Origin of the sequence: Pantoea sp. V106_11 (genome assembly GCF_029967885.1) — a bacterium.
GTDB lineage: Bacteria > Pseudomonadota > Gammaproteobacteria > Enterobacterales > Enterobacteriaceae > Pantoea > Pantoea ananatis.
The window spans coordinates 1-26,014 of the sequence record NZ_JASCAK010000035.1 but is presented as its reverse complement, the minus strand read 5'-3'; the positions used below and the strand labels follow the sequence as shown (position 1 = coordinate 26,014).

Annotated in this window: 31 protein-coding genes and 1 pseudogene; 21 read left to right on the top strand and 11 right to left on the bottom strand. The window is 55.7% G+C overall.

All coding sequences use genetic code 11. The annotated features are described in order from the left end of the window. The first annotated feature begins 1 nt into the window (after position 1). Positions 2-376, top strand: coding sequence for a fluoride efflux transporter CrcB (gene crcB / locus QLG08_RS18370; protein ID WP_010260804.1), 375 nt, complete (start codon positions 2-4; stop codon positions 374-376). A 166-nt stretch (positions 377-542) separates the two neighbouring features. On the opposite strand, the gene QLG08_RS18365 is transcribed toward crcB, so the two are convergent. The 5 genes and pseudogenes from QLG08_RS18365 to umuD form a co-directional block, all read right to left on the bottom strand. Further along, complete coding sequence (locus QLG08_RS18365; protein ID WP_014606795.1) at positions 543-944, bottom strand: VOC family protein; 402 nt, start codon at positions 942-944, stop codon at positions 543-545. Positions 945-1,069: 125 nt separating this feature from the next. After that, positions 1,070-3,187, bottom strand: a complete 2,118-nt coding sequence (locus tag QLG08_RS18360; protein WP_282473108.1) for a tyrosine-type recombinase/integrase — start codon at positions 3,185-3,187, stop codon at positions 1,070-1,072. Position 3,188: 1 nt separating this feature from the next. Further along, entirely contained in the window at positions 3,189-4,172 is a 984-nt protein-coding gene (locus QLG08_RS18355; protein WP_282473107.1) for a tyrosine-type recombinase/integrase, read from the bottom strand. Positions 4,173-4,245: 73 nt separating this feature from the next. Beyond that, positions 4,246-4,473, bottom strand: a pseudogene (locus QLG08_RS18350) (DNA polymerase V subunit UmuC); the annotation flags it as partial. 8 nt (positions 4,474-4,481) lie between these two features. After that, on the bottom strand, positions 4,482-4,931 hold the full coding sequence (gene umuD, locus QLG08_RS18345; protein WP_282473106.1) for a translesion error-prone DNA polymerase V autoproteolytic subunit: 450 nt from the start codon (positions 4,929-4,931) through the stop codon (positions 4,482-4,484). A 423-nt stretch (positions 4,932-5,354) separates the two neighbouring features. Here umuD and QLG08_RS18340 point away from each other — a divergent pair, with 423 nt between their 5' ends. Then, positions 5,355-5,597 carry an XRE family transcriptional regulator gene (locus QLG08_RS18340; RefSeq protein ID WP_105088004.1) on the top strand — a complete coding sequence of 81 codons (243 nt, stop codon included), beginning with the start codon at positions 5,355-5,357 and terminating at the stop codon, positions 5,595-5,597. A gap of 265 nt (positions 5,598-5,862) precedes the next feature. On the opposite strand, the gene QLG08_RS18335 is transcribed toward QLG08_RS18340, so the two are convergent. The 3 genes from QLG08_RS18335 to QLG08_RS18325 all read right to left on the bottom strand — a co-directional run bounded on the left by QLG08_RS18335 (position 5,863) and on the right by QLG08_RS18325 (position 8,463). Next, entirely contained in the window at positions 5,863-6,177 is a 315-nt protein-coding gene (locus QLG08_RS18335) for a hypothetical protein (RefSeq protein ID WP_176017435.1), read from the bottom strand. Between the two features lie 419 nt (positions 6,178-6,596). Then, entirely contained in the window at positions 6,597-6,926 is a 330-nt protein-coding gene (locus QLG08_RS18330; protein WP_104933918.1) for a hypothetical protein, read from the bottom strand. Further along, entirely contained in the window at positions 6,919-8,463 is a 1,545-nt protein-coding gene (locus tag QLG08_RS18325) for a methyl-accepting chemotaxis protein (protein WP_282473105.1), read from the bottom strand. The genes QLG08_RS18330 and QLG08_RS18325 overlap by 8 nt, the downstream gene beginning before the upstream one ends. A gap of 466 nt (positions 8,464-8,929) precedes the next feature. Here QLG08_RS18325 and QLG08_RS18320 point away from each other — a divergent pair, with 466 nt between their 5' ends. After that, entirely contained in the window at positions 8,930-9,904 is a 975-nt protein-coding gene (locus QLG08_RS18320) for an IS110 family transposase (protein WP_019105468.1), read from the top strand. 166 nt (positions 9,905-10,070) lie between these two features. After that, a complete protein-coding gene (locus QLG08_RS18315; RefSeq protein ID WP_019105469.1) occupies positions 10,071-10,472 on the top strand; it encodes a VOC family protein in 402 nt (133 codons plus the stop codon). Between the two features lie 105 nt (positions 10,473-10,577). Here the strand turns inward: QLG08_RS18315 and QLG08_RS18310 are convergent, their stop codons facing one another. Next, complete coding sequence (locus QLG08_RS18310; RefSeq protein WP_019105470.1) at positions 10,578-11,111, bottom strand: GNAT family N-acetyltransferase; 534 nt, start codon at positions 11,109-11,111, stop codon at positions 10,578-10,580. A 331-nt stretch (positions 11,112-11,442) separates the two neighbouring features. Continuing rightward, entirely contained in the window at positions 11,443-12,558 is a 1,116-nt protein-coding gene (locus QLG08_RS18305; protein WP_232285083.1) for an FAD-dependent monooxygenase, read from the bottom strand. 100 nt (positions 12,559-12,658) lie between these two features. Between QLG08_RS18305 and QLG08_RS18300 the strand changes: the two genes are divergently transcribed. The 8 genes from QLG08_RS18300 to QLG08_RS18265 all read left to right on the top strand — a co-directional run bounded on the left by QLG08_RS18300 (position 12,659) and on the right by QLG08_RS18265 (position 18,341). Next, positions 12,659-13,567 (top strand): LysR family transcriptional regulator, encoded by a 909-nt coding sequence (locus QLG08_RS18300; RefSeq protein WP_282473104.1) that lies wholly within the window; start codon positions 12,659-12,661, stop codon positions 13,565-13,567. Positions 13,568-14,044: 477 nt separating this feature from the next. After that, positions 14,045-14,944, top strand: a complete 900-nt coding sequence (locus tag QLG08_RS18295) for an alpha/beta fold hydrolase (protein ID WP_019105473.1) — start codon at positions 14,045-14,047, stop codon at positions 14,942-14,944. 291 nt (positions 14,945-15,235) lie between these two features. Then, a complete protein-coding gene (locus QLG08_RS18290; RefSeq protein ID WP_019105475.1) occupies positions 15,236-16,156 on the top strand; it encodes a DUF1281 domain-containing protein in 921 nt (306 codons plus the stop codon). 45 nt (positions 16,157-16,201) lie between these two features. Next, complete coding sequence (locus QLG08_RS18285) at positions 16,202-16,432, top strand: hypothetical protein (protein ID WP_019106877.1); 231 nt, start codon at positions 16,202-16,204, stop codon at positions 16,430-16,432. Next, complete coding sequence (locus QLG08_RS18280) at positions 16,429-16,767, top strand: hypothetical protein (RefSeq protein WP_019105477.1); 339 nt, start codon at positions 16,429-16,431, stop codon at positions 16,765-16,767. The genes QLG08_RS18285 and QLG08_RS18280 overlap by 4 nt, the downstream gene beginning before the upstream one ends. Positions 16,768-17,275: 508 nt before the next feature. Further along, on the top strand, positions 17,276-17,722 hold the full coding sequence (locus tag QLG08_RS18275) for an antirestriction protein (protein WP_019105478.1): 447 nt from the start codon (positions 17,276-17,278) through the stop codon (positions 17,720-17,722). Positions 17,723-17,765: 43 nt separating this feature from the next. Continuing rightward, entirely contained in the window at positions 17,766-18,149 is a 384-nt protein-coding gene (locus QLG08_RS18270; RefSeq protein ID WP_263794421.1) for a DUF1380 domain-containing protein, read from the top strand. A 9-nt stretch (positions 18,150-18,158) separates the two neighbouring features. Then, positions 18,159-18,341 (top strand): hypothetical protein, encoded by a 183-nt coding sequence (locus QLG08_RS18265; RefSeq protein ID WP_282473103.1) that lies wholly within the window; start codon positions 18,159-18,161, stop codon positions 18,339-18,341. 139 nt (positions 18,342-18,480) lie between these two features. On the opposite strand, the gene QLG08_RS18260 is transcribed toward QLG08_RS18265, so the two are convergent. Beyond that, positions 18,481-18,816: a nuclear transport factor 2 family protein gene (locus QLG08_RS18260; RefSeq protein WP_282473102.1), complete on the bottom strand. Its 336-nt coding sequence runs from the start codon at positions 18,814-18,816 to the stop codon at positions 18,481-18,483. A 668-nt stretch (positions 18,817-19,484) separates the two neighbouring features. Here QLG08_RS18260 and QLG08_RS18255 point away from each other — a divergent pair. The 9 genes from QLG08_RS18255 (at position 19,485) to QLG08_RS18215 (ending at position 25,674) form a co-directional block, all read left to right on the top strand. Next, a complete protein-coding gene (locus QLG08_RS18255; protein WP_282473101.1) occupies positions 19,485-19,703 on the top strand; it encodes a hypothetical protein in 219 nt (72 codons plus the stop codon). 59 nt (positions 19,704-19,762) lie between these two features. Further along, positions 19,763-20,632, top strand: coding sequence for a DUF4942 domain-containing protein (locus QLG08_RS18250; RefSeq protein WP_282473100.1), 870 nt, complete (start codon positions 19,763-19,765; stop codon positions 20,630-20,632). Positions 20,633-21,382: 750 nt separating this feature from the next. Then, entirely contained in the window at positions 21,383-21,616 is a 234-nt protein-coding gene (locus QLG08_RS18245) for a DUF905 domain-containing protein (RefSeq protein ID WP_282473099.1), read from the top strand. 72 nt (positions 21,617-21,688) lie between these two features. Then, complete coding sequence (locus QLG08_RS18240) at positions 21,689-23,752, top strand: ParB/RepB/Spo0J family partition protein (RefSeq protein WP_282473098.1); 2,064 nt, start codon at positions 21,689-21,691, stop codon at positions 23,750-23,752. 38 nt (positions 23,753-23,790) lie between these two features. Then, the gene (gene psiB / locus QLG08_RS18235; protein WP_282473097.1) at positions 23,791-24,228 is read left to right on the top strand and encodes a conjugation system SOS inhibitor PsiB; all 438 of its coding nucleotides are present in this window, start codon (positions 23,791-23,793) and stop codon (positions 24,226-24,228) included. After that, positions 24,225-24,953: a plasmid SOS inhibition protein A gene (locus tag QLG08_RS18230; RefSeq protein ID WP_282473096.1), complete on the top strand. Its 729-nt coding sequence runs from the start codon at positions 24,225-24,227 to the stop codon at positions 24,951-24,953. The genes psiB and QLG08_RS18230 overlap by 4 nt, the downstream gene beginning before the upstream one ends. After that, positions 24,950-25,177, top strand: a complete 228-nt coding sequence (locus tag QLG08_RS18225; RefSeq protein ID WP_282473095.1) for a hypothetical protein — start codon at positions 24,950-24,952, stop codon at positions 25,175-25,177. Before QLG08_RS18230 ends, QLG08_RS18225 begins: the two co-directional genes overlap by 4 nt. A gap of 98 nt (positions 25,178-25,275) precedes the next feature. After that, complete coding sequence (locus QLG08_RS18220; protein ID WP_282473094.1) at positions 25,276-25,488, top strand: hypothetical protein; 213 nt, start codon at positions 25,276-25,278, stop codon at positions 25,486-25,488. A gap of 21 nt (positions 25,489-25,509) precedes the next feature. Then, positions 25,510-25,674, top strand: a complete 165-nt coding sequence (locus tag QLG08_RS18215) for a hypothetical protein (protein WP_282473093.1) — start codon at positions 25,510-25,512, stop codon at positions 25,672-25,674. The last annotated feature ends 340 nt before the right edge of the window (positions 25,675-26,014 follow it).

The window sequence follows — 26,014 nt, the reverse complement described above, 5'->3', positions numbered from 1 at the left end:
CGTGAATCAGCTTTTTGCCGTCATCACCGGCGGTGCTTTAGGGTGTGTTATCCGCTGGCAGCTGGGCGCGCGCCTGAACGCGCTTTTTCCGGACCTGCCGCCGGGGACGCTGCTGGTCAACCTGCTGGGTGGATTTATCATCGGGGCGGCGCTGGCGTATTTTCTGCGCCATCCCGGCCTCGATCCGGCCTGGCGGCTGCTCATTACCACCGGGCTGTGTGGCGGAATGACGACCTTCTCCACATTCTCAGCTGAGGTTTTTGCCCTGCTGCAGTCAGGCAGCTATGCCTGGGCAGCCGCCTCGGTGCTGATACACGTGCTGGGTTCGCTGGCCATGACGGCGGCCGGATTTTATATCATGACGCTGTGTGGTTAACCCGGACCGTACGGCCTCTATCCAGGGGAGACCTCAGTGCAGCGACCGCTGCACTGAGGTCAGACAGTTCAGTATATTGTTCAGAAGCGCTCTCTGCGGGCCTGATCCGACAGGGTTTACGCCTGTAAGGCTTCCCCTAAATCCGGGACACTGTCGTGACAGAGTTTCAGGTCTGCCTGTTCTGGTAAAGGTCCCAGCGATTGCCATAGATGTCCTCAAACACGACAACCATTCCGTATTCTTCCTCGCGCGGCTCCTGACAGAAGTGGACGCCTTTTGCCTTCATAGCATTGTAGTCGCGCCAGAAGTCGTCGGTCTGCAGGAACAGAAAAACCCGTCCGCCGCACTGGTTGCCGATAAAGCCTTCCTGCCGGTCGTTCGACGCGCGGGCAAGAAGAATAGCACAGTCGCTGTCAGGGTCCGGCGTCACCACGACCCAGCGCTTACCCGGCTGCGGCGTGTCCTCAATCAGGGTAAAGCCCAGCTTATCGGTGTAATACTCAATTGCACGATCGTAGTCATCGACCACGACAGCCACATACCCCATACATCGCTTCTGTTTTCTCATCTGCTGTTCCATCAGTTACGTCATAACGCCCGCTATAATCAGATTCATATCAAATACGACGTTCGGTCGTCTGTACTGACTCTGAACTGACACCCTCAGACCGGACATTGAAAGCATTTGAGCACTCAGGATTTTGGGCCCAATTTTGTAAGAGCCTGCTCAACCTTTTCAGCATCCTGCTCCAGTACGGCTTTCTCATCGGGAGTGAGCGGGACCTCTTCGAGGTAACGCCGGATGGATGCTTTACTCTCCAGAATAAGCCCGCGCGCGCTGTCCTTCAGCAGGTTAAAATCGCAGCCGATGCAGGCCATCCGGTGCGGGCAGCTGCTCCAGAACGGATTTGTGCAGTATGAATCACCTAAATCATAATACGTTGCAGGTCCGGTCAGGCTGGCGGCGTCAGGGTCGCGATCAATCAGTACGCTGATCATGTGCGCGACTCTGTCTGCTTTTACAAACGAGGCGGCCAGCTGTGTCGGGCGGATACGGAGATAATGCATGGTGGACTGGGGCGTTGAGTGACCAGCCCACTGCATCAGTTCATACAGTGACATGCCCTGCGGTACGCTGGCCAGTGCGGTCACGGCTGAGGCGCGTCCCCGATGGCTGGTTATCACTCCGCCGCTGTCTTCAGAAGGAACGCCCGCTCTTGCGCAGAGCATCGGTATCACCGTGCGGTTGAGGATAGCGCTGCCGGCAGGCTTCCCCCGGTACTGAAACAGCAGCCGGACCTTCTCACCGGTCCGCTCATCAGCCAGCATGGCCTGTTCTGCCGGGCGTTCGGCCAGCCAGATGTCGACATATTTTTTTACCACTGTCGCCACGGGTTTAACAAAGGCTTTTGATGTTTTTCCGGCGGGGACATGCAGGTAACAAAGGGTTCCGGCCGGGATGACGCTGCCGTCATCTTTCGTTATTTCATCTGCCTGCGGCGCGATGCAACCGGTAGTCAGGCGGAGCAGCTCATTTTTCCTCAGCCCCGCATGGGTCCAGATGACGGCCATCGCCTGCAGCATGGCCAGCGGATAATGTATTTCAGTAAGCAGGTCTTCCTGACGCAGATTGAGGCTGGCCCAGATGAGCTTGAGCCAGACCGGATCGTTGATAACACGGGGATTGACGTCGCGCCGAAACAGGGTGGTATCCGGTGTGGAAAGATGACGGGCAGGGCTGAAGCGCAGGCGACCCCAGCCCCAGTTTTCGTAGTCGACCATAAAACGGCGCAGTGAGTAGATAAAATGCGCCCTTGAATGCGGCATCATAGGCTCACCGGATCGCACCGATTTTCGGGTGCCCCTTTCCGTGCCCAACTGTAGCTCATCCACGTTCATCCGGCCGACCGCAGCGATAAAGCTGGCGCAGATTTCCATGCTCCAGTCTGACGGTTCACGCACCTCCGGATGCGCCTTTGCCAGCCAGAGGCCGCAGCGCAGTATAAAGCTGTACTGGCCTTCACGGGTGCGAGGCCTCAGCACAGACGTTTCCCGCCAGCGCCGGCACCACCTGACCCAGGCCGGATCGATCCCGTCTACGGGTTTTTCATACCATCGGGTATAATTACGCATCCTCATCGGGGCGCTGAAGATGCCCAGCGCAGCAAGGCCGTGTGAAATCCGGCCAATGTACCGGGATGTCCCGCTATCTGTGTTGTTCTGGGCTTCCCACAGCAGTTCAGGCGTAAAGGTTTCAAGACGAGGATCTCTGTTCATGACCATCAGCGTGGCCAGTATGCCCGACAGATGCGTGACCTGACTACCCGCAGCATAGCCCAGCGATTTCAGGGTTTCAGTCAGGCGGTGAAGCTCCCGGAAGTAAATAGCCTGACCAAAAATGGCACAGGTATACAGGGCAGGTTTTCTGATGTCTGGCAGGCTGAGGGGATCATACCGTCCGGCGAAATGCCATGCAAAGGCGGCCATCAGCGGCCGTCCTTTTCCGTCCGTCCGGCTGAATGTCTGCCAGCGTTCCTGCGGCCATCGCCAGTACGGTATACCCGAAAGGTGCATCTCACGCAGGAGGTCCAGTATTATCAGGTCAGCAACCTCGCGGCTGCATCCGCTTTCTGCTGCGATGTCTTTCAGCGGCCTGATAAACTCAGGAGCAGGTTTCATCCGCAGCAGCCTGCCCCGGCTGTGAGAGGTGGCCAGTGCGGCCTTTTCAGGCTCAGTCAGTAAAGCATCAAGCCTGTAAGCGGAGAGGTCGAAGGGAAGCCACACATTCTCAGGCTGTTCAGACGCTGCCATATTATTCCTCCGTGCCGAAAATGAGGTTCGCCATCCTGATATCTGCCGTTTCAATTGCTCCTGCCATCCGGGCGGCAAGATCCCTGCCGGAAAGGTGAATATAAATCTGAGTGGTACGCGGATCACGGTGACCTGCGTAGGTGGCAAGTTCGTGCAGTTTCCAGCCCGCACGGGCCAGATGCGTCAACCGCAGGTGGCGGAAAGTATGGGTTGAAATGTCGGGCAGCCCTGACTCAAGCGCCCATTTCCGTACCGTTTTGCTCCAGCTCCAGTAAGAGAGCGGTGCCCCCTGATTACGATCGGACTCAGAGCGGAACAGGGCTCCTTTTACCATCCCCGACAGCTTCATCTGTAAAAGATGAGCCGCCAGCACCGGCGTCAGGGCGGGACTGTAACAGACGATCCGTTCATGACGGTTCTTGGTGGTTTCAGCCCGGACGCGGATGAGGCGGTGGGTAAAGTCAAGGTCATCAGTACTCAGCGCGGTGACTTCCGATCGTCGCAGCGCACCGCAGTAGGTTAACGCCAGCATCAGCCGGTCACGAAGCGGAGAATCCGCGGCATGAGCCTGAAAAAGCTGCCACTGTGCATCGTCAGGAATACGCGGCAGCTTTACGATACGGGGAACCAGCCCCCGTGCGGAACACAGCATGCCCGGCGTGCCGGAACGGGGCAGCGGATTTACCTTACACAGGTCAAGATACATCAGGAAGTCGTACCAGAGACGGACAGCCGACAGGCGCAGCTGGAGCGTGGCGCTTGCGGCCGGGAAAGGCATACCGGGTAACTGAGGACGGATGTAGGCAGCCATGTCATCAAACCTGACCTTTTCAGGTTCAATCCTGTTCCGGCTGCAGAACGCAAAATAATGACAGAGGGCTGCGCGGTAGGCGGTCAGGGTGGCGGGTGCCCGCCCCAGGTCGGACAGCAGCTTCAGCCAGCGTTCCGCCAGTAAAATGGCACTGTTGTTTAGTGGAGTCGTCATTGCGTTTACCTCTGAGGTCAGCGTTGCTGTTCAAAGTCTATACGATCAATGTTGCATTCCACTTAACTTACTATAGAGCATAATTTGAGCTGAAGACATGCACTTTTTCCGGGAAATCCAGCGTCTTTATCTGGAACCACGGCGCGCCCATTTTTATGCCCAGGGCTTTGGCTCCTTTGCTTCTTGCTATGACGCAGCCATCGTTGTTCGAAAGGACGACGACAGGTTTTCCCCGCAAATCAGGCCTGAACAGGGCCTCACAGGACGCATAGAAGCTGTTGACGTCAGCCAGACCAAACATCGGCATGGTTACCTCCGGCGCACCTCGGTATTGTGGAAAAACCAGGTGACCACGCCCAGCAGGTGCAGCTCCTCGGGGTATATCACCGGATAGGCCGGGTTCATCGGGCGCAGCGCAATCTGTGGCTGCAGCTGCAGGCGCTTGACGGTGAACTCCCCGCCGACCTCTGCGATGACGATGTCACCGTGCGTGGCTTCCTTCGCGCGATCGACGACCATCACGTCCCCGTCATACAGACCCAAATCTTCCATGCTGCTGCCGCTGGCGCGCACGAAAAACGTGGCGGCCGGGTGGGTGATGCAGAGCTCGTTCAGGTCCAGCTCTGCCTCGACATAATCGGTGGCAGGGGAGGGGAACCCGGCGGCGCAGCGCTCAACAAACAGCGGGATGCGCATGACGGGGCGGATATCGGCAGGCCTGAATACTGTCAGTCCGCCCCGGGAGGATGTTGCTTTCATGGCGCCGTTCTCCGGACTGAATGGCCTGAAGCCGGTGCGGCAGTGAATGATTCTGACATGATAAATTCCTCCATAAATAATACTGTATATAAAAACAGTATTATTGAGCCGGAGACGCATGGCAAGAGGAACGAAACGGTACTCTGTCAAAGGGATGCCTATGTTACTGAGCAGGCTAATTATTTTTTTGTCGGGCAGTTTCAGTCAGGGGAGCGCGTAAGCAGTCGTTGCTGACATAAGTGAAATTACGCTTCCTCAACACGGCTGTTCGTTCCTCGCTGCGCTGCGGTACGCCTCAGCCGTGTTCTGCGGCGAGCGTTGCCGGCTCACGTTTTAAGGGCAGAATTATCGGGCTGTCTGAGCCTTGAACAGGACGGCCGGGTGTTTTATCTTCCGGGAAAGCCACAGACGGAGGAGGGTTTTATGGATGAGAATGAATCAGTTGGCCGTTTACTAGCGTCCCTGCTGGCCGAATACGACATGAGCGTGGACAAATTCTGCCGGCGTTCCAGGCTGCAGGAGCATGAGGTCAGGCTTATTCTGCGGGACGTGCTGACTGTCACTCCTGCCGTGGCAGAAAAGCTGGGGCGCGTGTTTTACTCGCCCGGCTTCTGGATGGTCCGTCAGGCGATGTCGGAGCTCAGGAAACTCAGTCAGGGGAGTTAAAAAAGCCCGGGTAACCGGGCAAGAAGGACAAGTGACTACTCTTATGAGGCTTCTGGAAACTCACAGCACATTCATGATAAACAACGTACCGTGCAGTGGTACTCAAAAAATTTGTCAGTCTGTAAGAGGGCGTTACCGGCTTCACCTGCAGCCCTCTCCTGAGAGGGCCGGGGTAAGACGCCGGTCCTGAATGTCATCTGGCACAGATACACTGTGCAGGTTTTTTAGCTGAAGCATTCCATCTCATTTTAAAGCCTGCCGGTAATCAGAAAAAAATCACTGACGAAAAGCGCACGGCAAATATTGCGCTCAGGATGAAGTGCGCCAGAAAAATGGCAAAAGCGATGCCGCCGAGTAAGACACCCAGAAAGGAGTGCTTCTCTTTCAGGATGAACGTCAGTCCGGACAGCACTGCCAGTGAAAGCAGGGCCTGCAGTACATGACTCACCGGGATCACCCAGTAATGGCCTGCATATGCACCTGCCTTGCTGATGGCCACAATCAGCGCGGTTCCGCCAAATCCCCATCCCCAGAATGTCTTCGCCAGACTCAGTTTTCCTGTAACAAGCGCTTTTAACATCGTCAGTTCCCTGTCTTAACCCGGTTCGATCCGAGAAATTTAACATTCAACGACAGGCTCAACCAGAAACTTTGTGTGTTTCTGGAGCGCTGATATGGGTGAAAATCACAGATAAAGACGGGCCTTACGGACGGGTATGTACCCACGCCAGATGAACCGGTGGATATCTTTTAGCCGGGGTAAAAAAGGGGGGCTGTGCGGAAAAAAAACCGGCCCTGTTGCGATTATCAGGGGGCTTATGAGCAGTTTTCTGACTACTCATCCCGGACACGGGCGGTATTCTGGCAAAAAAAACCGCCGGAATGGTCACGGCGGGCGCGCCATCAGGCGCTGAGCAAATTTATGACAACGAATGCAACACAGCCGCTGTACAGTAAACCCTGACTTTGTGACATGCAATTGTCAGGTGAGGTCAGATTTTAGCGCGGTTTAAGGCTTCTCTCTGTGGTCTGATGCTCCAGGCACCGCATAAAGTTCTCAATGATGCCTACGGCATGCGTCATGGCCAGCAGCTCTGCCGCAGTCATCACGTCCGTACGCAGCAGCGCCTCCATGACGCCGGGCTCACTGAGTACCGGCTTTATTTTGTTGACCCGGTCTATCAGATGCGCCCAGTTGTTGACGAAGGTGTCCGGGTCAGCATAGGCTCCGTCCCTTAGCTGCGTGTAAATCACATCCAGATCCGCTTTCATCGACCTGACGGCCTTCACCAGTTTCTCGTCAGGATGTGGCTGGTTATCATCAGACACGGAATGCCTCCACCATACCTCTCAGCGCGTGCGCCTGCTCTGACAGCGAGCGGGAGGCTGATGAGGACTCCTCAACCAGAGCCGCGTTGTTCTGCGTCACGCCGTCCATCTGACTCACGGCCACGCTCACCTGGGAAATCCCCTGCATCTGCTCCGACGAGGCCAGGGCAAGCGTGTCCATGGAGTCGGCCAGTTCGCCGACCATGCCGACAATCTTCAGGATGCTCTGCCCGGTCCCCGACGCGACCTCCACGCCGCTTTCCACCTGATCGACGGCCTGTTCAATCAGCTCCTTGATGTCCTTCGCGGCCGTGGCGCTGCGCTGCGCCAGCGTACGGACCTCACCGGCCACCACGGCAAAGCCGCGGCCCTCTTCACCGGCACGAGCAGCCTCTACCGCGGCGTTGAGCGCCAGAATGTTGGTCTGGAATGCGATGCCTTCAATCACCGACGTGATGTCCCGGACCTTAAGGGCACTTTCCTGAATGCTGTGCATGGTTTCGGTCATGTGGTGCACCTTTTCCTTGTCGCCATCCACCGTCCGCGCGGTCTCGCGGGCGGACTCTGCGGTCTGCTGTGCACCGGCCGTGTTGCTTTTCACCGTGGCGGTGAGCTGCTCCATGCTGGCGGCCGTTTCCTGCAGCGCGGCGGCCTGCTCTTCGGTCCGGGAGGACAGCTCGGTGTTGCCCTGCGCAATTTCGTCGGCGGCCAGCGCGACCGAGGCGGCGGTCTCTTTAATCTGCGTCACCAGGCCGCGCAGGCTGGCCTGCATGGTACCGAGGGAGGCAAGCAGGCTGGTTGTGTCGTTTCGGCGAAGCGTTACGGGTGACGTCAGGTCACCGGCTGCGATGGTTGCGGCCAGCGCCTGCGCCTGTGCGGGTTCGCCGCCCAGCTGGCGCATCAGTATCCGGATGACCACAAAGCAGGCGCCTGCCGCCACAAGGACGGAGGTGCCCGTCAGCAACATCAGGATGAGCGAGGCGCGGTCGGTGGCGGAACTGTTCTGCTCCACCGCAACCTGACTGTTGCGCTCCTGTATCTCAGCCATATCTTTAAGGGCCGCGAGGAGCTTACCCTGGACCGGGCGTAACTCCCGGATGAGGAAATCCGTTGACTGCTGGTCAAGGTTGGCCAGCCCGAGCTGAAGGCCTTTATCCACGGCTGTAAAGGTGGGGCCTTCGGCGTCGGTGATACGTCTGAAGGCGTCCCGGCCCGCAGGTGTTGAATCGGTCTTCATGATGTCGGCCAGGGCCTGGCGGTTGGCAATAAACAGAGCCTTCTGTTTGTTGATGCGCTCAACTTCAGGCTTCATCTGCGCCGGATCACTGAACAGGATAATGTTCCTGACCGCAATGGCGATGTCCCTGTTTTCACCGAACATCGCCTGAGCGAGCTGGTATTTCTTCATTTTGATGTTGACGGTGTCGTCCATGCCCTCACGGGCATGATGAAACGCCCGCAGTGCCGTGCCGGTGCACAGCGTGAGCAGGATAATGAGCAGGCCAAAACCTGCGACAAGGCGTGTGGAAATTTTCATAAACGTTCTCTTTTTAAAGTTATCTGCTGTGTTTGTGTTTGCTAACCACAGGTTACTATCGGCACGCGGTATCACGGGTTCTATGTCTTTATTGGCAAATGTTTCTTATCAGTTAACGGCCGTTAATCACCGTTTTTTGCGGCCGTCGCTGCGCTCCGCTTTTAAGCGGCGTGACGGCTTCGCCTGACGCCGGATCTGTTCCCTCCCTCTGACGCCTTTTCCCCTCATTTTTCAGGACTGCACCGTGCCTTCACGTTAGCCGGGCCGCGTCGCCGTCAAGGGCGTCCTGCTTGTATGTTCATAAAGCCCGTTTAGACTGGCTACACGATGCTGCAGCACGACCGTCCTGCTGGGTTTTGAAGCCCGAGGGTGAGCCGGACCGCGCAGCATTCTTTTCATAAGCAGCCCGAACAACTGCCTGGGCGGTTAATACCAGCCCGAATTTTGCAAGACCGGGAGAACTGAAATGAACATGAAAACTGTCATAGGTATTGATATAGCCAAGAAGAGCTTTGATGTGTGTATCAGTGACAACTCAGACACCTTTCATTTTGAAAACTCGGCGAAAGGTTTTGATGAACTGTTAAATCTGGATTCAGTGAGAAAACAACAGATCAGTCTTTTTGTTATTGAAGCAACGGGTAACTACCACAGAGCACTTGTAGATGTACTGGAACTCAATGGTTTTGCCGTTGCTGTGGTTAATCCCCGCCTGATAAAGAACTTCAGCCGGGCTATGGGAATTAGATCAAAAACTGACATTCAGGATGCCAGGGTTATTCGCGAGTACGGCGTGCGTATGGAGCCGCCGATCAGACAAAAGTGTGACAGTGAGCTCTTGAGGCTTAAAGCAATGGCGAGCCGCCGTCGTCAGCTTGTTGCCAGTCGCACGATGGAAACGAATCGTCTCGAAGCGCAGACAGATCAGGAAATCAAGTCCGATATACGACGTCATATTCATTGGCTGACATCAGAAATCAAGCGCATCGATGCAGTCCTCGCTGAAAGAATCGGTAAAATGCCCATGCTGAAAGAAAAAGTGAAATTGCTAAGGGAAGTTAAAGGGGTAGGGCCGGTTGTGATGGCAGGATTACTTACTCAGGTGCCTGAACTGGGAACGCTTGATCGCCGCAAAATCAGTGCCCTCATAGGGCTTTGCCCTTATTCGCGGGATAGTGGTAATTTCAGGGGGAAGAGGACTATATGGGGGGGCCGATCTGATATCCGTTCAATGCTGTATATGGCTGTACTTTCGGCTATACGTTATAACCCGGAAATTAAGGCTTTTTATGAAAACCTGATCGCCAGAGGAAAGGTTTTCAAGGTTGCCATAACGGCATGTATGCGAAAGCTGATAACAATCATAAATGCAATAGTCCGTGATGGAGAAAAAAAGACCGTAGGGCAGGCGATCTCAATTCAGAAGTCTTGCGTACATTAAAGTGACACTATCAACCGATAGTTGCATCTAATGTTAGGTCGGGTACTCATATCCGCTTTGTGCCAGAAGCGGACGTTATTCTGGCCTCATCTATACAGCCAGTAGAGTTAGCTCGTATTAAAAAGCTGTTTCAAGAAAGCCATATCTGAACCCTGATGGAGCAAAAATGAGAACGCAAAAACGATGCATAGGTTATGTGGCCATCGTGGTCGACGACTATGACCGCGCAATTGAGTACTACACCGACAAGCTGGGCTTTACGCTGGTTGAAGACACGCCGCAACCGGGCAAGCGCTGGGTTGTGGTGACGCCGAACCCGGAGAGCGACTGTAATCTTCTCCTGGCCCGTGCTTCAAACGAGCGGCAGGAAGACTTTATCGGCAATCAGTGCGGCGGACGGGTATTCCTGTTCCTGCAGACTGACGACTTCTGGCGCGATTACAACGCCATGAAGGCGAAGGGTGTCCACTTCTGCCAAGAGCCGCGCGAGGAGGATTACGGAATGGTCGTGGTATTTGAGGACATTTACGGCAACCGCTGGGATCTTTACCAGAACAAGCCAGATTAAATCTCCGAGGGGTTAATTTACTAATGCGTAATCGGCCCTAATAACAAGTCCGCTTCTCGCTCATAACATTATGTAGTCAAAAGCTATAACCATGCCTCAAGCCTGTTATTTTAACCTCTTCCATTGCTCGATAGTCAGAGTGAACATCAGGTTAGCCGGTGGATCTTCAGGATTATCCACCCTTTGGGTAAACAGCAAACCTGCTTTTTCGAGAACGCGGCGAGAGGCGATATGATTTTCGCGTGTCACTCCGACAATTTCAGGCAGTTTTAGCTCGTCAAATCCATATATCAAAGCGCGACAGCAAAGCTCAGTTGCATAACCTTTCCCCCATGATTCTGGTTCAAACCGGTAGCCCAGATTGTTAGTTTGTCGGCCATTAAACTGACTGACAAATACGCCTCCAAATCCAATGATCCTTTCTGGAGCCATCTTTTCAGAAACAGCCCAGTCGTCAAATCCGTACAGCTCACGGTCTGCAGTTCGCTGAAGGATAACACTACGACTTTGCTCGATGTCCCGATGTGGACCTCGTGGGTTAAACGCGTGCGTTCTTACGTCACCGTATATGCGAAACAGTGCTTCCACGTCGGACATAATTACTGGTCTGTAGAGTAGTCTTTCTGACTCCCAGTACATTAGCTCTTCCTTTCCATTAAAATGCTTTTTAAACACAGTAATCTTTCGGACACAGCCTGAGAAGCACTTCTTTAAAAACTTTCAGGTCCATATCGGCACTATATCTGCTGGCGTATTATGTAAGATTTGCAAATTATACTAGTCAACGTCCGCTTTTCGCTCATAGCGGACCTTCAGCGCCGTCCGTCCGCCTTGTGCCAAAAGCGGACATCGCCAGATCCGTACTGTGTTATTATCACAGCAGGGCAATGCTTATCAAAAACATGCATCTATCATTATTCGTTTGACATGAGGGTATATTGAATTCAGATGAGTTCGTTTAAAAAGCTAACTACGTTAAACCTTGCATCCAAAACCGACTGAGTTCTGCAGCGGAAATAGCGGATGCGGGCAGCAGGGGTTCAGGTTGTTCACAAAAAATCTTCTTAGCAAATTGTCTTCCAACCAACTGTGCTGCTGAGGTCTTTATATGCCTGTGTTGGTAGAATCCTTGCAGAGCACTCTCCATATCTTCGGTTTCATTCAGTAAACGAGCAAGATGCCAGGCATCTTCCAGCGCCTGACATGCTCCCTGTCCAGATGTCGGCAAGGATGCATGAGCTGCGTCTCCAATCATTAAGATATTGCCCTGATGCCAAAATGGGAGAGGATCAATGTCATGAACAAAAATACCATTCACTGATGAACGCTCACATGACAGCAGCATATTCTGCACAGGATCAGGCCAGTTCCGAAAACGCCGGTGCAACTCATCGCCCCAATGCGTCGGGGTATGTTCATTGTCAGCAGGCGCATTCCAGGCTCCTGCCCAATAGCACCACCCATCATTCACTGGTACTATTCCAAAACGCTCACCTTGACCGCGAAATTCATCAATAGCGTTTTTCAGGATGCCCTTTCGTTGTTTTCCTATACCTATTACGTTCACAAAACCATGATAACGAGCAGTGACTTTCTCCGTATATAATGCGCGGCGGACGACTGAATTCATACGCCCGTCTGCCCCGACTACCAGATCAAATTGATGGCTCAACTTCATCACGTCCGTTGCAGTGATTACACAATTGAACTTGATCCCCCTATCCAGACTCTCTAACTCACCGGCCAATAAGCTCATGAGTTCACGCCTTAAAACTGCCACACTGGGAAAACCGCAAAGTGAGTTTACCGTTAAGATATTGAACTCAGACTGAAGGAGACCATGCTGATCAAACTGCCGCATTATGCGTGGTGTGCCCCCCACTTTCATGACCTTTTTGTCCAGCCCCAACTTCTGCATAACGAACATGGCATTGGGCCATAACGTCACACCCGCGCCCATAGACAACACGTTGCTGCCACGCTCAAACAGGCTAACTTGATGGCCCTGCCTGGTTGCGAGGATTGCCAGAGACATTCCAGCAATCCCGGCACCTATGATGGCAATTCTCTTAGTTCTGGTCATCATTACCTTCCTATTACCAAAGTTAACGGAAATTGTAATGACCACCTGATTAGTGATAAATATGGAATTATAGTTTTGTTAATCTTATTTTTTGGGATAATAAATGTTTAAGAAATTAGAAATGCAGTGGCTGATCTGCTTCCAGGCCGTTTATGAAAAGTTGAGTTTTAAGCTCGCGGCAGATCAGCTTCAATTGCCATCATCCAATGTCAGTCGACATGTCGCTTTACTTGAACAACAACTTCATGTGCGGCTGCTGGAGCGCACGACGCGTAAGATAATACCAACCGCAGCTGGGAAACTGCTGTATCAATCCATCACGCCGCTCACTCACGCTTTGGATCATGCTCTGGAGCAAGTATCATTATTTGGTGATTCACTATCAGGCCACCTGAAGATCATTACACCAGACCTTCCATTCATGGCAGACATTCTCGCTGACTTCTGCATTCAGCATCCACAAATACAGCTCAGTTGTGACACACAATTAGATCCAACAGAGGGACTACTGGATGGATTCGATCTGGTATTGCGCTTTGGACGTGGGCCACTGGAGGATTCTTGCTGGGTTGCCAGAGAAATTCTGCGCTGGCCGAGTTGTGTGGTAGCCGCACCAGAACTTCTGGAACGTCATCCACCACCACAATTAGTTGATGACCTAACTAAAATCCCCTGTATTACAAGTATGTCGGTGCTCCAGGGAATGCCTTGGAGATTCAAACAGAACCAAACCGTCCAGGTGCAGTCCAGCTACAAGGTGAACAGTGGACAGATGGCCAAGGCTGCGGCGCTAAAAGGACTTGGTTTCGCCATTTTGCCTCTTCATGCCTGTGAATCAGAAATCAACAACGGCTCGCTTGTTAAAATTAACTGTAATCGCGAACCTGAAGATCTGGTGCTATACGCGCTCTATTCCGGCAGAAAATATCTACAGGTCAAAGTGAAGGTGTTTCTAGAACACCTGCAATCGGCTATTACCCATTTGGGTATACACATTAAGGAAGGAGTATGACTGACTAAGCAATCCAATACATTGAACCAGGTGAAAAGAAAAGCTGGCGAAACTTTTTGTAGGTGAAGCTTTTTCCAGATAGCGGCCCCAAGCTGACTTACGCCTTTTGTTGAAAACATCTCGATCTAAATATGCCGTCTGAACGTCCACTTTTCGCTCATAGCGAAAACCGGCCTGTTCCTAATTCCGCTCTGTGCCAGAAGCGGACGTTTCCAACATCTGCATGTATTAAACTTTCGAGAAGAGCTCTCACTGCATAGCCATGCAGATACGCCGGAATCATGTGGGAGGTTTCAGGGTTTGCGCCGGGGAAAGTGCCGGAAACGCCCATCTGGCCGCAAAAGCGCGCTCTGGGCGTTTTAGCGGGGCTGCAAAGTAGCCTTAAGTTAAAAATACTCTCCTGCATACATGGAATGGTGCATGCTTCATGTTACAAATTCACAGGTAGTGAATCTTATTGAATAAGGAATTTAGGACGTGATTGACTTCACCCGCTTTGTCGAGCGCTATGAGCAGTTTAACGCCTCATTATTCCCTTCTGATAACATCACCGAAAGCCGGATCAATGATTTATATATCCGGGTATGCGGGCCAGAGACGGATCTTGATGAGGTTCTTATTGTCTACCATGGTGGCGGTGTAAATTCTGACGCCGGTTACGACATTCTTGCGCGACAGTTGAGTTACGTTCTGCCCGTCTGTGTTTGTCTAGTTGATATCCGTGGGCACGGTCGTTCGGCTGGCGTCCGGGGAGAGGCTTCCAGTCCTGTTCAAATCTGGCGGGATGTAGATGTTATCATTGATTATGTACGAACCTCTTTTCCTGATGCCAGAATTCACATGCTTGGGCACTCCAGTGGAGGCGGCATGCTGATAAATTACTTTACTCGATACTCTCTATCGAGGAGTGTTGAAAGCCTGATCTTGCTAGCCCCAGCATTAGGTCCTTTTTCACCACCTGATTTGAACCGCGACTTTTCCTCTCCCTTTGCATCGATAAACCGTTTGAGCTTCATAATTAATGCAATGAGTGCAGGTTTTCTGTGTGGACGTCGTACAGGGGTCAGGCTTAATTTCCCCTGTGAGGTTATCAATGCGAGGCCTGACTTTGTTCAGACATACAGCGTTAATATGGCTAACGCCCTTACCCCTCGTAATCCCAAAAGGCAACTTAAAGAAATCTCTATTCCAGTAACAATCATGCTTGCTGAGCATGATGAACTGTTTGATGTAAGCCGTATGGATGAGTTTTTCAGGAATTGCGGCAATCCGAATGTAAGCAGTCGGGTTGTGGCAGATAGTACACATCTTGATTGTATTTTCGGGTTAACAGATATGATGAGGGAGCACTTTAGAGGCCTGACGTCAAAATCGTAACAGGGTTGTTATGTTTAATGTGCCAGAGCTTCCCTGTGACCACCATTTGATGTCCGCTCCTCGCTCATAGCGGACACTCATCACCTGTAATCTCTTCACGTATTCAAACACTCTTCTTGATTGACATTAAACACAACTGCTCACCCGTTCCCCGCCGTGCGCGGGACATTCAGTCCGCTCCGGCGGCGCGTGCGGCTTGCGCGTCCGCCCCTGACTGCTCCGCTTTTCGCCCGGCTGTTGTGGCGGCACGGCGCAGGTGAGGCCGTGCAACCACTGACTGAGGAGCAAATCATGCCGAACTGGTGTGCAAACAGGCTGCGTGTGACCGGCCTAGCGGAGAACGTGAGTAAGGTGCGGGCGCTGATGGCGGGCGCGGTTCGTCCGTCATACGCGTGGTCAAAAGCGCAGGGTATCCAGCTGTTTCTTGCGGGCTGTGCCGGAGTGCTGCGTCCTGTGACGGACGAAACGTATGCGCCTTATCCGGCGCTGACGGCGGCGGGGCGAGGGGAGCACACCCCGGAAAACGCCGCGTTTACAGCGTGGCTCACGCAGCTGCGTGACGGCGTGGAACTGACAGAGGAAAACTGCGACCGGCTGCACGACCTGTGGCTGGCCACCGGCCTGAGCAGCCGGACGTGGGACACGCTGGACGGTGACATGCAGGCGGCGATGACCGCGCTCTGGAAGAAAAAGTATTACGACTGGGCATCCATGAACGTGGGCAGTCTGAGCGTGTTCTGGAACCGCGTGTGCGGTAATGCCGGTGACGGAGAGGCGGCCGCGTTTGATGTGCGCCTGCTGCTGCCGACCCGTCTGGACGTGGAAATCAACGGATTCAACGGGGGCCTGCTGGACGGCGTGCCGGATGCTTACCGGTTTTATCTCACCCGGTACGGCGTGAAGTGGCCGGTGGGCTACCAGCTGGAAGTGGGTGACGGCGGCCCTGACTTTCTGGAGGTGGATTATGACACCCCGTGGTCTCCCCTTAACGACTGCGTGTTTGCCACCCTCAGTGAGCGGTTCGGCGTGGCCATTGAGCACTGGTATGCCGAGAGCGGCTGCAATTTCTGCGGGTATGACACGTACAGCAACGGCGAACTGACAGACAGCCTGAGCAGTGCGCTGGAGTGGGGTGAAGAGGATGAGGACGGTTTCACCTGCGTGACCGGCCCGGACTGGATTATCAACAACGTCGGGCACTACGGCGGCTGACAGGAGGCGGCGGGGGAAACCCCGCCGGACAACGACGTGAGAGAAATGACGGTAGCTGAATTTAAGGCGCGCCTCGATGCCATCGGGGATGACGAACTGTGCTGCGGCACCTTCTGGCTGGCAGATGACTTCCTCAGCATTGACCCGGCGCTGACACGAGAGGAAATCGCGTCGGCAATGGAGACTGCCGAAGACAACCATGACGCCAGCGAGGGGTTCAACTGGTGGCATCTGGAATGGGCCATCAGCGAAATGAAACAGGGCGGTGACGTATGAATACCTGGCTTGTCAGCTGGCAGGAAGAGGTGGGCAGCACCTCGCACGAGTATCACATGCTGCTCAGGGGGAGTGACTTTCCCCTGGCGGAGGCGGCGTGCGAGCGGATGGGTGAAAACTGGTGGCCACCGGAGCGGCCCGTCTGCTCGCAGGGCTGCTACTGGCAGTTTGATCGGGGCAGTGTCTGGTTCAAAAGCATCGTCCTGCTTGATGAAAGGGAGGCCGACACCCTGACCGGCCTGCGGTTCCTTGATGAGTGGGGGGTAAGCGGCACGCCGGATGCGCCCGTCATCTGTGACCGCAGCGACTGCCGGTGGGAAGATTACCGGCCCTGACATTGCCTCCGGATGCCGCCCGGACAGGCGGGATCGTTACAGAAGTGAAAATACAGGTGGTCGTTTATTGACCATCTTCTCCCGTGTGGTGGCTTTCCCTGCCGGCATAACGTTATCCACAGGGTTCCGGCCGGGATATGCACGCCGGTTGTGGACAACGAGGAATGCGGATGTTGCTGCGCGCCGCTTTATGCCGCCTTGCGGCGGGGGAGGGCAGAAAACCCGGTCCGTGCGGTCTGCGGCCGGTGCCGTGCCTTCACTCTAGCCCAACCGCTGCGTGATCAAGAGACCGCTTCGCTCGACTCCTCCCCCGTTCGCACTCCCTCCGCCGCGCTTACTTCCGTCGCGCTTCCGCTCAATATTCGCGTCAGCGCCGTGCGTAATCACGTCTCCGCTCGCTTGCGCTGCGGCCTCGTCGTCGCTCCTGATCACTCCGCTTTTCGTCGGGCTGTCATTCAGGCACGGCACAGGCCGTAACGGTAATTCCCTCTGACTGCGGAGATGTCTGATGAACACACAATTCCAGGTTTACCCGCCAGCGTCCGTGCTGGCTGATTCTGAAAGGCTGCATTTTCTGCCTGCGCTGTTTGGCCACGACTTCATGCGGGCCGAAAACAACGTTTACCTCTACGCTGACCGCTACCTGGCCAACTATGACGGGGCGGTGTGGGACTTTGTACGGGTGCCAGGCGTGCCCCACGGCGGCGGCTACATGAAGCCGGCCGGAGAAGAACGCTGGCAGTTTTCCAGCCCCCACGTCTGGACTGACCTTGAAATCAGTTCGGACGCGGCGGGGATCATCATAACGGCGCTGGTACTGAATCACCGCAGCTGGCTCTACGACCGCCACGACGACGAGGAACTGTGCGCGCATTTCTGCCGTCGCTACCGCCAGCTGACCGCATTTGCACAAGTTCATCCCGAAGCCGCCGCGATTTTCTGCGCCCTTGACTGATAACCCACGGGGCGGCGGGCCGCCCCAGACAGGAGAAAAAAACATGCATGGCACCGTAAATGAAGTCTGCGCCTGGCTGCTGGAAACTTATATCCCTGGCTGCACCCTGACCGTTCTGGTGTGGACAATTGAAGATGTGGAAGTCTGTAGCGAAGACATGGGCATTACCGAACAGGAGTCTGTCGAGGTGCTCAGACGCATCTCACAGGATGAGGACTACATTGAGCACGGTATCAACAGACAGACCGTATGGGAGCATCTCAGCAACATTCGGGCGATGCATCAGGTGCGCGAAGTCAGCCTTGACGCCAGAAGCCTTCATATGCTGATCGAGGCCGCAGGGCGCTTAGTCCAGACCGGAGGAGAGGACGACCCCGACCCGATTTTGCAGGCCGTCGCCCAGGCGAGAGTGGCTTTAAACAGGTAAGGAGAAAAAATGAAACTGTCACCGCAAACCCGCGACATTCTTCGCCAGTACAGGGCGCTGATTAACGAGCACCGCCGCAGCAGTGGACTGAGAGAACTCAGAACGGAAGAAGTCGTGGATGAAATCTGCCATTTCATGACCTGCCAGTGTGCCGTCTACATCGGCGGACGCTTTATAAAGCAGCACAACTGAGGATAACCACAAATGTTCAGGCGGTTGCGGCCGCCTGTTAGTCCGCCCAAAACCCTGCGCCTGCGGCGGCAGAACGGCTGAAGACGCGCCTGGCGGCGCGCTTCCCGCCGTACTGCTGATTCCGGCAGCATGCAGAAGATCAGGGAAAATAAAACCAGGCCGTTGAGATGAGGCCATCGTTAATTTCAAAAACGGCAATGCTTTCAAGGGGCGAGGGTGAAAGGCCGTGAATAAATTCATGATCGAACACTTTATTACCCAGCACCGTTCTTGAGATCAGTTCCGCCCGGAGTGCGGGATTGTTGAAACGGTTGTTGATGTAGAAATCACGCAGAGCCGGTTTACCCTGAGTTGAGGGCATTTCAGCAGGCATACGATAGCCTTTAAAATCTTCAGCAAAGCAGGCCATGAAAGCGTCGATATCATGGGCATTGTAAGCCTCAAACTGAGCAGCAACGGGGCGGGTAACTGACATACTTAACCTCTCTTTAGTGAATTAATATGCTATTTATTAGAATTAATATTCAATTCAGAAAAGGGGTATATGATCCCGTTCTCAGTTCGCTGCAGCTTAACAGTAAAAACGTTCTCTGCACCGGGCGTCCGGTCGGCTGTCATGCTCCGCACAGAGCCGGCAGGCCGTCTCTGCCCGGCCCCGTTCCGGGGCAGCGGGTTTCCATCCTGACGCAACACCTTTCGCCTGCAGCAGCCGTTCCGGCTGCGCCGCTCAGTCGCGCCGTATACGTCGCTCAGTGCATCCCGCCACAACACACGGCGGGACGTAAGGGGCAACGCCGTTTCGCAACCGCGCTCAACGCCGTTGCGGCGGGTTCCTGCTGCCGGTTGTTTCACGCGCATGAGTCCGTACGCCGGGGCTGAGACAGCCACAAACCGCCTGGCTGTCCAGGGACGGCTGAAGCCTCTCGCCGGAAAATTTTTTGATGTGGCTAAAAATTTTTCCGCTCGCGCCCGGACAGCTGCACCGGCCCGTGCCTGATTCGCCCTTTGCGGCGTAAGGCTCTCAAGCGGGTGAAGGTTACAACCTGGTGAGCAAGCAGCAGTTCCCCGCAAAACGTCAAAACCGCGGCCCCGGCAACTCAGCGGATGATGGTTCTTTAACAGACTGGAGAGAGGTTCAGGCAGATGCAGGCAAAACGTATCTACAACGTTGCGTTTCTCGGCAGCGACGAAAAAGGCTCGTTACCGTTGTTTACACGCGTCGAGGCTGTGACGGCGAAGCGCGCGCAGAGACGGTTTATCGAGGAATTCAGGCCTGTAAAGGGCTGGTTCCTCGGTGACCCTGAGGACGTGACAGAACAGGCACAGACAGAAGCAGAAACACCGAATCAGCACCAGGCATGAACACCCCCCTTAACAATATGACACGCCGCCCCGCAGCGGCGTACAGGAAGGAGAAAAACATGACAGACACAACGACCGCACTCACCGCCGATATGCACTGTTTTGAGGATGCAGGCGAACTCATCCCGTCCGTGCCGGTTGAGCGCATCATCGCGCAGCGCAACAGCGGCGTGGAGTGGTTTATGCAGGGTATGCACCTGATACAGCAGGCGCAGGCCGCGTTTGCGCAGGCGTCCGGGCGCGAATGGTTTTACGGCATGAAGGACATCATCGAATCCGGCCTCAGTTCGGCACGTGGTGACAAGGCGAGTGAAAACCTCCGCCGCCAGGTTGGCCGCCTTGCGGATCGCCCGATATGGGATCGCCTTATGCGTGATACCGGCATGCTGACGCTGATGAGCGCAGAGCAGAAAAAAGCCTGGGATGTGGAACTGTACGGCGAGGATTGCCCTGAAATCAGCTTTGACAGCGTGATCACCACCTTCCGCCACCTCAACGCGAATAAAGCTGCGACCTTTGAGCAGGGGATAATCGACGTGTTCCGCAAACTGTCGTGGGACTACAAAACCAATAACCCCTGCATGCTCGGCAAACGCGTGATCCTCAACGGCGTGATAGACAATAACGCAAACCGCTGGTTTTCCGTGCGCACTTACGGGCAGGAGCGGCTAAATGACCTTGCCCGTCCGTTCTGGCTGCTTGACGGCAAAACCGTGCCGGACTGGCGGGTTTCAGAAGGTGCGCATCTGGCCGATTTTATCAATGCCCGATCGTCGAATCTGGGTGAGGTGCTGACCTGTGCCTATTTCACCGTCCGCGCGTTTAAAAAAGGTTCTGCGCACGTCACCTTTACGCGGCCTGACCTGGTGGAAAAGGTGAATGACATTGTGGCCCGTCACTATCCGGGCGCACTGCCGCCAGCCGTCTGACCGGATCGCGGGGGAACCGACCCCCGCAGTCGTCCGGGCGCGCGCAAACCCCTGTGGCCTGCGGCAAAGGAAAGGAGAGCGGCGCTGGCGCGCCACTCTCTTTCCCTTTGCGGCTGCGGGCCGGTTTTAAGGGCATGTTCCTGTCAGGCCGGTTTTTCCCTTCAGCTCGTCGTCGCGCCGTGCCTGAGGGCTGTCTCACCGGGCGTCCGGTCGGCTGTCATGCTTCGCACAGAGCCGGCGAGCCGTCTCTGCCCGGCCCCGTTCCGGGGCAGCGGGTTTCCATCCTGACGCAACACCTCTCGCTTGCAGCAGCCGTTCCGGCTGCGCCGCTCAGTCGCGCCGTATACGTCGCTCCGTGCATCCCGCCACAACACACGGCGGGACGTAAGGGGCAACGCCGTTTCGCAACCGCGCTCAACGCCATTGCGGCGGGTTCCTGCTTTCCTCAGAGGTTGTGTTCGCCCGTCTGAGTCCTTTCGCCGGGGCTGAGACAAGCACAAACCGCCTGGCTGTCCAGGGACGGCTGAAGCCTCTCGCCGGAAAATTTTTTGATGTGGCTAAAAATTTTTCCGCTCGCTCCCGGACACCTGCACCGGCCCGTGCTCGTTACGCCCTTTGCGGCGAACGGCTCTCAAACGGGTGAAGGATACAACCTGGGGACAAAGCAGCAGTTCCCCGCAAAACGTCAGGACCGCGGCCCCGGCAACTCAACGGGTGACGGTTTTTAAGGGAAAAAAAGAGGAGATTTCAGTGGAACAGTCAGCAGTGGTGCGCTTACCGGAGGACACCTTTACGCGTGAGGAAGCCAACGCAGTCGCCGCGCAGTACACCAACGTCGCCATTGAGGACGATCAGGTAACACACTTCCGCCTGGTCGTGCGTAAAGACGGTCAGGTGGTCTGGCGCGCGTGGAATTTTGAGGCAAAGGCGGGTTACTGGCTCAACCGTAATATCGGTGAGTACGGCATCCGCAAAACGCAGTAAGCAGTGAAAGGTGCCCTGCCGGAGCGCGAACTCCGCAGGGCGTGACAGTCATTAATCTGAGAGGTATCAACGATGTCAGTAGCCAATGTTAATGCAAAAGCAGCAAAAAAAACCAGCGTAAAAAAAGTTACCGACGCCGAACAGGCGGCGGTCAGCGCGGCGCTGGAAGCCGCACCACTGGAGCGCGCGCCCCTGTCGGCGTTCGTGGTGTCGCCGCTCAATGCGCGCACCATCCCGTATTCTGCTGAGAGCGTGGAGAGCCTGGCGGCCACCATTAAGTCGGTCGGCCTGCTGCAGAATCTTGTCGCCCACGCGCTCCCTGACGGGCAACTGGCTGTAGCCGCAGGCGGCAGACGCCTCACCGCCCTGAATCTGCTGCTGTCTCAGCAGGTTCTGAGGGCCGATCATCCGGTGCCGTTCAAGCGCGTGTCTGAAGACATGGCGGCGCTCGTCTCTTACGTCGAAAACGCCCAGCGCAGCGACATGCATGCGGCAGAGCAGATAGCCAGCTTCGGTACGCAGGCGGCGCAGGGTAAAACCGCCGAGCAGATTGGTGCAGAGGTGGGTTACAGCACCCGCCACGTCCAGCGCATGCTCAAACTCGCGAACCTCGCCCCGACACTTCTTAAGCTGCTGGCAGACGACAAACTGACCGTTGAACAGTGTCAGGTGCTCTGCCTGGAAGACGATCAGGAACGTCAGGTGCGGGTATACGAGTCGGTCAAAGCGGGCTGGCCTGAACTGCCGGTCAGCATGCTGAAAAAGCAGATCACCGACAAAGAAATTTCCGTCACCGACCGTCGTTTCCTGTTTGTAGGCCGTGAAGCCTACGAGAACGCAGGCGGTGTGGTGCGTGAAGACCTGTTCAGTCAGCAGGAGGGCGAAGGAACGGCAGACATCGTGCTGCTGGAAAAGCTGACCGTGCAGAAGCTGGAGGCGATGGCGCAGGAAATCCAGGCGCAGGAGGGCTGGAAGTGGAGCATGGGCCGGATGGCATCCATCAGGACATACGGGGATTCGCTGGAATACCGCCTGACGGACGCGCCGGAGCCGGTTTACATCAGTGACGAAGAACAGCGCCTGACCGCGCTGTATGAGAAAGGCGACGAGTGCGCGGAGGCCGGCGACGATGACGGCTACAGCGATGCCGAGAGGGAGTGGGAAGCCATTGAAAAAGCCGCGCAAATCCGCGCGTGGACGCCGGAGTTTCGCGCAACGTCAGGCGTTGTGGTGGGCTTTGACGGTTACGGCGATCTCTGCGTACAGCGCGGCGTGATCCGCCTTGCGGATATCGAGACGGTGGAACCGGAAGAAAGCCGCGACACGGAGCAGCCACAGGAGCCGCAGGAAAGCACTGTTGAACCATCCGGTGCCAGCCGCTTTGAATATCAGTCACCGCCCGATGAGGCCGAGGGGATCAGCCTGCCGCTGCTCACGAAAATGTCCTCAGAGCGCACCCTTGCCGTACAGGCCGCGCTGATGCAGCAGCAGAAAAAAGCCATTGCCCTGCTGACCTGGAAACTCTGCCGGAGCGTGTTCAATGCCGGTTATTTCCGCAGCAGGCCGTTCCGGATCAGCCTGACCGAGTCACATTCTACCCTGACGGGTAATGCGCCTTCTGGCGAAAACGGGGCTGCTTTTCTGGCACTCAGGGAGGAGCGCAAAAGGCTGGAAGCACTGTTACCGAAGGGCTGGGGTGAAGACCTCACCGCGTTTTTCACGCTGAACGGCGAAACGCTCATGGCCCTGATGACCTTCTGTGTCGCCTGCTCGGTAGACGGCGTCCAGACCCGCGAATGCGGCCACACCTCGCGCAGTAACCTGATTGAACTGGAGGCCGCGCTGGGCTTCCACCTTCGCGACTGGTGGCATCCGACAAAAGCGGGTTTATTCGGGGATCTGACTCACGCCCGAATCATTGATGCCCTGAACGAGGCCGGACTCACGGGCGCAGCGCGGGATGCAGAGAAGATGAAGAAGGGCGACGCCGCCGAACTGGCTGAAAACAGAATGCGCGACACGCGCTGGGTGCCTGCCTGGATGAAGGGGCCGGAGCCGGAAAAGGCCACTGACGACGCCGCTGCCAGCGAGGCTGACAGCGACACGGATAACAACGATCCCGCTCGCGCGGCCTGACAGGGAGCGCGGCCCTTCGGGGCCGCATGGAGAACATCATGGAAAATACCGTAATCAACAATCTCAGTATGCTGGCGTCAATGCATCCCTGTGAGTTTGAAGAGTGGCGTGAGCGGGGCGAGGGCGAAAGGCATGTGCTGACCAGCGCCGTGCTTTCCCTCCTGACCGTGCCGCAGGGCTGGACGGTCAACTGCGAGTACCGGGCTGAATTCGGCGGCCTGTTCCCGGTGCAGTTGCGCTTCGCGCCGCCCGGTGAGGCGTTTTGCCTGTGCGTGTGCAGTCCCGGCGAAGTCGCAGGAGAGTGGATTGTGCTGATCGCGTCGGCGGATGGCGGCTGCGTGCGCGACGTTCTTCGGCTGACGCCGTTCGACCCGCCGCGCATCAGCGCCCTTATCGCCGCTGCGGCGCAGGCCTGTCTGCTGGAGTACAGCGTCAACGGCCTGGCTGATTACCTGGTACAGGAGGGCAACGCATGATCCCGAAAAACCGTTCACTGGTGCCTCTGTGCGAGGCGCGGCGCGCGATGCTTCAGGCTGTTGAGTACGTGGAGCGCAGGCGCGAACGTCAGACGCTTCGCGCTGATTTCCCTTATGCGCAGGCGTTCTTCCGCTTCCTGAAGGGCAGCAAGCGCATCACCCTGCGTGAACTGCGCTTCTTCGATCCCGTTCTGCGCGAGGAAGAATTACGCGGTCGCAAACGCGAGTGGCTGCGGGCCGTTGACTGGCTCATCGAAAGCGGGGGCTGCGCCACCCACCCGCTGCCGTCGGACGCGGCCCGCCTGCTCTTTCCGGAAGTCATCTTCCAGTGCGGCGAGCGGCGGCACAGGAAGGCCGAGATGCGCGACGAAAAATACAGCCGACAGTTTCGCCGCAGGGAGGCGCTGAAGGCGCGGGCGGTTCAGGCGCTGACGGCGCAGGCTGAAATTGAACTCGCCTTCCATACGCCTGCCACGGTCGCCAGCTGGGCGTCAAAGTGGTCAGACACAGAGGTGAGCGAGAGCGAGCTTATCAGTCAGTTTTACCGCTGGGCCGATCGCTTTCCCTCGATGGCCGGTTTTGTCCGTCTGTATTTTTATGGCGAACCGCTGTGGCGGCTCACCGCCGAGGCCGGTTTCCGGTCAGAGGAGGCTGGCGAAGCGGTGCGGGTGCTGGAGCGCTGGATGGTGCCGAACAAGCTCACGCAGGGCAGGGAGGTAGCATGAGCAGAGGCGATTACGTTACCGAACTGAAAACGGCACGCAGCCAGCGCCGCAAACTTTCCACCATTCGCGCGAAAATAACGGAAATGGTGTCGGAATGGGACGGCCTTTCAGGGCCGCTGGAGACGGGTACGGAGCAGCTTCTTGTGGCGCTGGACGAACACATCAAAGCGCTTGATGAAGACATTGAGTACTGGCGCAGCGGCGGTGATTCTGACGATGAATAACAGAGACGTTCAGAAACGGGTATTAATCGCAGAGCTATAAACAGATTAATTTTCGGTAATATAGCGCCTGATGAGGTGCTTCTGATAAGGGAAAAACTGTGACTCACATATTTGTTTACCTCGTTATCGCATCCGGCGTACCGGGTGGCAGTACCTGGAACGTCACCCGGATGCCCAATATGGATGTCTGCGAGCAGTTCAGGAACAGTATTATCAAACCACAGGGGTATACCGGTTACGAGTTTAACGTTCCCCGGCCAGGTAAAGTGCGCTGTATTGAGGCGAAGACCGATAAACCTGTTAACCAGTAGAATGAGACAGAGAGGGTTGTTATGGATTTAGTCCAGGCAGTAAAAATACATGAGGTGATGACGGGGGTGAATAATCCGCTGGCGCTGTCACTGATGGCGGTCATGGACGTGTGCAGCCTGTATGTCATTTGGCAGGCAGGAATGAGGGCTGTACGTTTTATCAGGCTGCTCAGTATGATGCGCTGAAGCTGAATGATGGCCCCGCTCAGCCGGGCGGGGTTGTTCAGTGGTTGTCCTGAGGCGGACTTTTCCGGCCTTTTCCTGTCTGTGTTCACCTTCCCGGTATACATTTTCTCAGTGCTCGCCTCGGTTTTTCTCTCCGGTTCTTCTTAAAGCAAACCCCTGTGAAACATGGCCCCCTTCGGCTCCTGCCCTGGCGGGCAGTCGTCAGCCCTACTCCGACCGGCGGCGATAAAGCTGCCGCCCGTCTCCGCCGAACCGCAAAGGGACGCGTTTCGGGCCTCCCGGCTAAGGTCTGATGGCTGAGGTCAAGGGCTGCAACCGGCTGGCGCCGGTGCGTTCACCG

Coding starts and splice junctions, on each gene's coding strand:
- QLG08_RS18290 (WP_019105475.1), top strand. CDS start 15,236: ATGCCGAACTGGTGTGCAAACAGGCTGCGTGTGACCGGCCTAGCGGAG.
- QLG08_RS18270 (WP_263794421.1), top strand. CDS start 17,766: ATGCATGGCACCGTAAATGAAGTCTGCGCCTGGCTGCTGGAAACTTAT.
- QLG08_RS18240 (WP_282473098.1), top strand. CDS start 21,689: ATGTCAGTAGCCAATGTTAATGCAAAAGCAGCAAAAAAAACCAGCGTA.
- QLG08_RS18325 (WP_282473105.1), bottom strand. CDS start 8,463: ATGAAAATTTCCACACGCCTTGTCGCAGGTTTTGGCCTGCTCATTATC.
- QLG08_RS18365 (WP_014606795.1), bottom strand. CDS start 944: ATGAGAAAACAGAAGCGATGTATGGGGTATGTGGCTGTCGTGGTCGAT.
- QLG08_RS18315 (WP_019105469.1), top strand. CDS start 10,071: ATGAGAACGCAAAAACGATGCATAGGTTATGTGGCCATCGTGGTCGAC.
- psiB (WP_282473097.1), top strand. CDS start 23,791: ATGGAAAATACCGTAATCAACAATCTCAGTATGCTGGCGTCAATGCAT.
- QLG08_RS18360 (WP_282473108.1), bottom strand. CDS start 3,187: ATGGCAGCGTCTGAACAGCCTGAGAATGTGTGGCTTCCCTTCGACCTC.
- QLG08_RS18225 (WP_282473095.1), top strand. CDS start 24,950: ATGAGCAGAGGCGATTACGTTACCGAACTGAAAACGGCACGCAGCCAG.
- QLG08_RS18305 (WP_232285083.1), bottom strand. CDS start 12,558: ATGATGACCAGAACTAAGAGAATTGCCATCATAGGTGCCGGGATTGCT.
- QLG08_RS18250 (WP_282473100.1), top strand. CDS start 19,763: ATGACAGACACAACGACCGCACTCACCGCCGATATGCACTGTTTTGAG.
- QLG08_RS18310 (WP_019105470.1), bottom strand. CDS start 11,111: ATGTACTGGGAGTCAGAAAGACTACTCTACAGACCAGTAATTATGTCC.
- QLG08_RS18355 (WP_282473107.1), bottom strand. CDS start 4,172: ATGACGACTCCACTAAACAACAGTGCCATTTTACTGGCGGAACGCTGG.
- QLG08_RS18230 (WP_282473096.1), top strand. CDS start 24,225: ATGATCCCGAAAAACCGTTCACTGGTGCCTCTGTGCGAGGCGCGGCGC.
- QLG08_RS18265 (WP_282473103.1), top strand. CDS start 18,159: ATGAAACTGTCACCGCAAACCCGCGACATTCTTCGCCAGTACAGGGCG.
- umuD (WP_282473106.1), bottom strand. CDS start 4,931: ATGAAAGCAACATCCTCCCGGGGCGGACTGACAGTATTCAGGCCTGCC.
- QLG08_RS18320 (WP_019105468.1), top strand. CDS start 8,930: ATGAACATGAAAACTGTCATAGGTATTGATATAGCCAAGAAGAGCTTT.
- QLG08_RS18260 (WP_282473102.1), bottom strand. CDS start 18,816: ATGTCAGTTACCCGCCCCGTTGCTGCTCAGTTTGAGGCTTACAATGCC.
- QLG08_RS18275 (WP_019105478.1), top strand. CDS start 17,276: ATGAACACACAATTCCAGGTTTACCCGCCAGCGTCCGTGCTGGCTGAT.
- QLG08_RS18335 (WP_176017435.1), bottom strand. CDS start 6,177: ATGTTAAAAGCGCTTGTTACAGGAAAACTGAGTCTGGCGAAGACATTC.
- QLG08_RS18285 (WP_019106877.1), top strand. CDS start 16,202: ATGACGGTAGCTGAATTTAAGGCGCGCCTCGATGCCATCGGGGATGAC.
- QLG08_RS18215 (WP_282473093.1), top strand. CDS start 25,510: ATGGATTTAGTCCAGGCAGTAAAAATACATGAGGTGATGACGGGGGTG.
- QLG08_RS18340 (WP_105088004.1), top strand. CDS start 5,355: ATGGATGAGAATGAATCAGTTGGCCGTTTACTAGCGTCCCTGCTGGCC.
- QLG08_RS18300 (WP_282473104.1), top strand. CDS start 12,659: ATGTTTAAGAAATTAGAAATGCAGTGGCTGATCTGCTTCCAGGCCGTT.
- QLG08_RS18280 (WP_019105477.1), top strand. CDS start 16,429: ATGAATACCTGGCTTGTCAGCTGGCAGGAAGAGGTGGGCAGCACCTCG.
- QLG08_RS18255 (WP_282473101.1), top strand. CDS start 19,485: ATGCAGGCAAAACGTATCTACAACGTTGCGTTTCTCGGCAGCGACGAA.